This window comes from Bacillus cereus group sp. N12 (assembly GCF_016483575.1).
Taxonomy (GTDB): Bacteria; Bacillota; Bacilli; order Bacillales; family Bacillaceae_G; genus Bacillus_A; species Bacillus_A toyonensis.
Map to the genome: position 1 here is coordinate 1 of NZ_JAEHBO010000164.1, position 3,239 is coordinate 3,239.

Here is a 3,239-nt window from a genome sequence, read left to right on the forward strand (position 1 = left end):
GTAAAATATTAATAGCATTATATATTATAAGGATTGCTTGTCCTTAAATGTAAATGAAAGGGGGGATTGATATGGGTTATGGCTATGATCATTCTTATAATAAATGTTATAATTATAAAAATTATAATGAAGTTTTATCAACAGGTATATTACGTAGACATTCTGCTACTTTATTTCTTACTGTTGATGCTATGAATGTTGATCCAGATGATACTCGTAGAGTAACTGTTGAAATGTTTGATTGGTCATCTGGTTCTCCGGTATTTTTACCACTACTAGATCCTTCAACGCAAACATTGGCACCTAATCAATATGTTACTTTCCGTTCGGCAGCTCTTCCTCCAGGAGTTTTTGCTTATGAAGTAAGAATAACTCATCCGAATGATAGAGATGTTGTTACTAATGTTTTTGGTCTTAGTGCAATAGTATTCAATCCACAAGAAGGAAACAATGTTTTACAACATGATTTAGCAAAATTAGAGCTTAAATAAATTTTTAAAAAGTCTTTTTATTGGTTTTGCAAGGTAGATCGACTAATGATAAGTAGTGTTATGTGAACAATTTTTAAATAAAAGTATGAAAAAAGAGATAGTTTCCAGCTATCTCTTTTTTCATATCTTTAGAAGAGAAAAAAAACTATGGATATTTGTAAGTGCTCATGGCATTATATGTTTTTTTTTATTAAAAGTGTTATTGAATGTTATGTATTTAAAATACAGTTTGATTATTCTTGATAGTTTTATAAACCACGTTTTTACATTGGAACTTATAATTTAAATCCAACATATGATGCCATGAGCGTATGAAATATAGCCTTAGTCAGAGCAATAAGAAAAACCACAGCAATTGTTGTGGTTTTTCTTATTGCTGAAACTGAAAGTAAACTTCTGTTTTAAAAGTTTACTTTCAAGTTTTAGATCTAAGGAAAGGGAAATTAGAAGGATTAGCTCCTCGGCTTAGCTTCACCTTACACCTAAAAGTAAGAAATTTTAAACTAACTATTCTATAAAATATTTAGTTTTACTAATATTGCTAATAAAAGTTGGATAAGAATTTGAACATTTACTGCTATATCTGTATCAGTAGTCGTAACTGTAACATTTCTAGAATTGTTAATAAAAGTTTTTTGTCTATTAATTTGTTTAACAGATGACTTTTGTAATAATTCTTGAGTTACTCGATCAGCTTTCTCACTATCTGCTATAGAAATACTTAAAATAACCACAATTGCAGCTTGTAACGCTGCTTGAATAGATAATGCTGCTTTTGTATCTGTAGTAGTAACTTGTACATCCGCTGAATCAACAATTGAAATATATTCTTCAGAGATTTGATAAGTTTTACTTTCTTGTGCAGCTACTTCTGAAACGTTAGCATCGTTAAAAGATGGATGACAATTAGAAGAATCTAATGCACTCCACTGTTTGTTTCCCTTTGCACTCCATGCTTTTCCCATGAAATCGCTCCTTTCAGTCTAAAAAACTATTAATTTGAGATTGGATTTCCGAAACTATACTTTTAATTTGTTGTTTTTTTTCTGGTGATAAATTTTTAAACTTGTCCTCTTTTATATCATGTCTGTTTAAAATATCTGAGAGTAAAAGATCTAGTAGTATACTTTTTTGATCCTTATCAAATTTAAAAGATGATAATTTTTTAAAATCATCCATTTTAGTTATCAACTCCTAAAAATTAAGATGGAATAATAAATATTTTATAGTTTTATAGAATTGCTAGTAGTATATGAGAATTCGTATAAAAAGGTATGGACAAACCTTAAAAAATAATAAAATAGTGATGTTGGTCAATCAAAACGGACCTAGCGAAGCGAAGGGAGTATTTGACTTGACCAATTGCACTACACCCGAACCCTCTTGGCACTGAACAAACTACCGTTTGTTCCTGCCTACCGGCGAGGGAGTCCCTCAAGGATTGAGGGGATGGGGAGTTCGATGAATGGGGTCTGGGGAAGATTTCCCCAGTGGGTTTGGGCAAAGCCCAAGGTTTGTTTTTGCCATGCTGGGCATGGCTCGGCAAAGCCGAAAAGCGTCGCAGACCCCTATCGATTTTGATGCATTAGTGTCAAAATACGTATAGGGTTACTTTAATTGACTCCATTTCGTCGCTTTGCTAGACTTATGGTATCAATTAATCTAGGGAAAGTGGTGGCACTTTATGTTGGGTTCTATCTCATTTAATCAATCTCATCAAAGTTCATTAAGCCACAATAACAGAGAAAATATTCATGGAAATCCTGGCATTGATCCATCTAGGTTACATGAGAATATTTATTTTGTTCAAAAGGACATCCGAAGTGTATACAAGGATGTTTTTCAAGAAGCGGTGGACAAGTATAATGAGAAACAAAAACGGAATGATCGTAAAATTGATGACTACTATAACAAAGTACATAAAGATGATAAGACACATGAGCAACGAGAACTTGTTGTAGCGATTGGGGAAGGTAAAGACGACCCAAAGTATAGGGAAGCTAAAAAGGAAGCTCTGAAGCGCTATGCTGAGGCTTTTCAAGAGAGAAATCCAAACCTAGCAGTTTATAACATGGTTTTACATGATGATGAAGCGAATCCGCATTTACATATTAACTATGTACCGAATTTTGAGAGTAGTCGAGGATTAACGAGGCGTGTCGGAATGGATAGAGCCTTGCAACAACAGGGTGTCGAAGGAACGGGAAGAAAGTTAATTGCGCATTGGAGAGAAACAGAAACGGCTTATATCGAGCAATTGGCTAAAGAATATATTCCGAATTTTGAACGTGCTAATGTTGGTTCACATAAGTACATGAAAGTTCGTCAATACAAAGAGTATGCAGAAGCAAAGTCAACTATTGAAAACCAAGTAGAAGAAAAAGAAACATATTTACAAACGATTGACGATCATTTAAAAAACGTTGAAGAGAAAACAAACGAATTAGAAGTAACGAAAACGAGTTTGGAAAGTGATGTCGTTGATACGCACAAAGAATTAGAGATAGTAAAGCGACAAGTAGAGAGTGAAAATGAAAAGCTGCAGTTAATTGGCCAGCGTCATATAGAGTTAGAAAAAAGAGTAGAACAAATGCAAAAAGAATTAGATAGTGCTACAGATCAAGTGCCAAATGAACCTGTTAAAATTCCATTTTTACATAAAGAAGTAGTAGTAGAAGTACAGGATAAAATGTTTGGAAAAGCTGAGATCACGAAGAAACAGACAAGAAATTATGTGTTATCACCAGA

At 33.3% G+C, this 3,239-nt stretch carries 4 protein-coding genes; 2 read left to right on the forward strand and 2 right to left on the reverse strand.

The genetic code is table 11. The features are described from left to right. Nucleotides 1–71: 71 nt before the first annotated feature. Nucleotides 72–491, forward strand: a complete 420-nt coding sequence (locus tag JDS92_RS29810) for a hypothetical protein (protein ID WP_000540416.1) — start codon at nucleotides 72–74, stop codon at nucleotides 489–491. A 512-nt stretch (nucleotides 492–1,003) separates the two neighbouring features. On the opposite strand, the gene JDS92_RS29815 is transcribed toward JDS92_RS29810, so the two are convergent. Both JDS92_RS29815 and JDS92_RS29820 read right to left on the reverse strand, forming a co-directional pair. Further along, nucleotides 1,004–1,456 carry a spore coat protein gene (locus JDS92_RS29815; RefSeq protein ID WP_000513812.1) on the reverse strand — a complete coding sequence of 151 codons (453 nt, stop codon included), beginning with the start codon at nucleotides 1,454–1,456 and terminating at the stop codon, nucleotides 1,004–1,006. Between the two features lie 13 nt (nucleotides 1,457–1,469). Beyond that, nucleotides 1,470–1,670: a hypothetical protein gene (locus tag JDS92_RS29820; RefSeq protein ID WP_052943748.1), complete on the reverse strand. Its 201-nt coding sequence runs from the start codon at nucleotides 1,668–1,670 to the stop codon at nucleotides 1,470–1,472. 505 nt (nucleotides 1,671–2,175) lie between these two features. On the opposite strand from JDS92_RS29820, the gene JDS92_RS29825 reads away from it, so the two are divergent. Next, nucleotides 2,176–3,239: plasmid recombination protein (locus JDS92_RS29825; protein ID WP_199633020.1), on the forward strand; the 1,064-nt coding region annotated here is incomplete at its 3' end.

Bases quoted from the DNA above. Each gene is read 5' to 3' on its own strand.
- JDS92_RS29810 (WP_000540416.1), top strand. From the start codon at position 72: ATGGGTTATGGCTATGATCATTCTTATAATAAATGTTATAATTATAAA.
- JDS92_RS29815 (WP_000513812.1), bottom strand. From the start codon at position 1,456: ATGGGAAAAGCATGGAGTGCAAAGGGAAACAAACAGTGGAGTGCATTA.
- JDS92_RS29820 (WP_052943748.1), bottom strand. From the start codon at position 1,670: ATGGATGATTTTAAAAAATTATCATCTTTTAAATTTGATAAGGATCAA.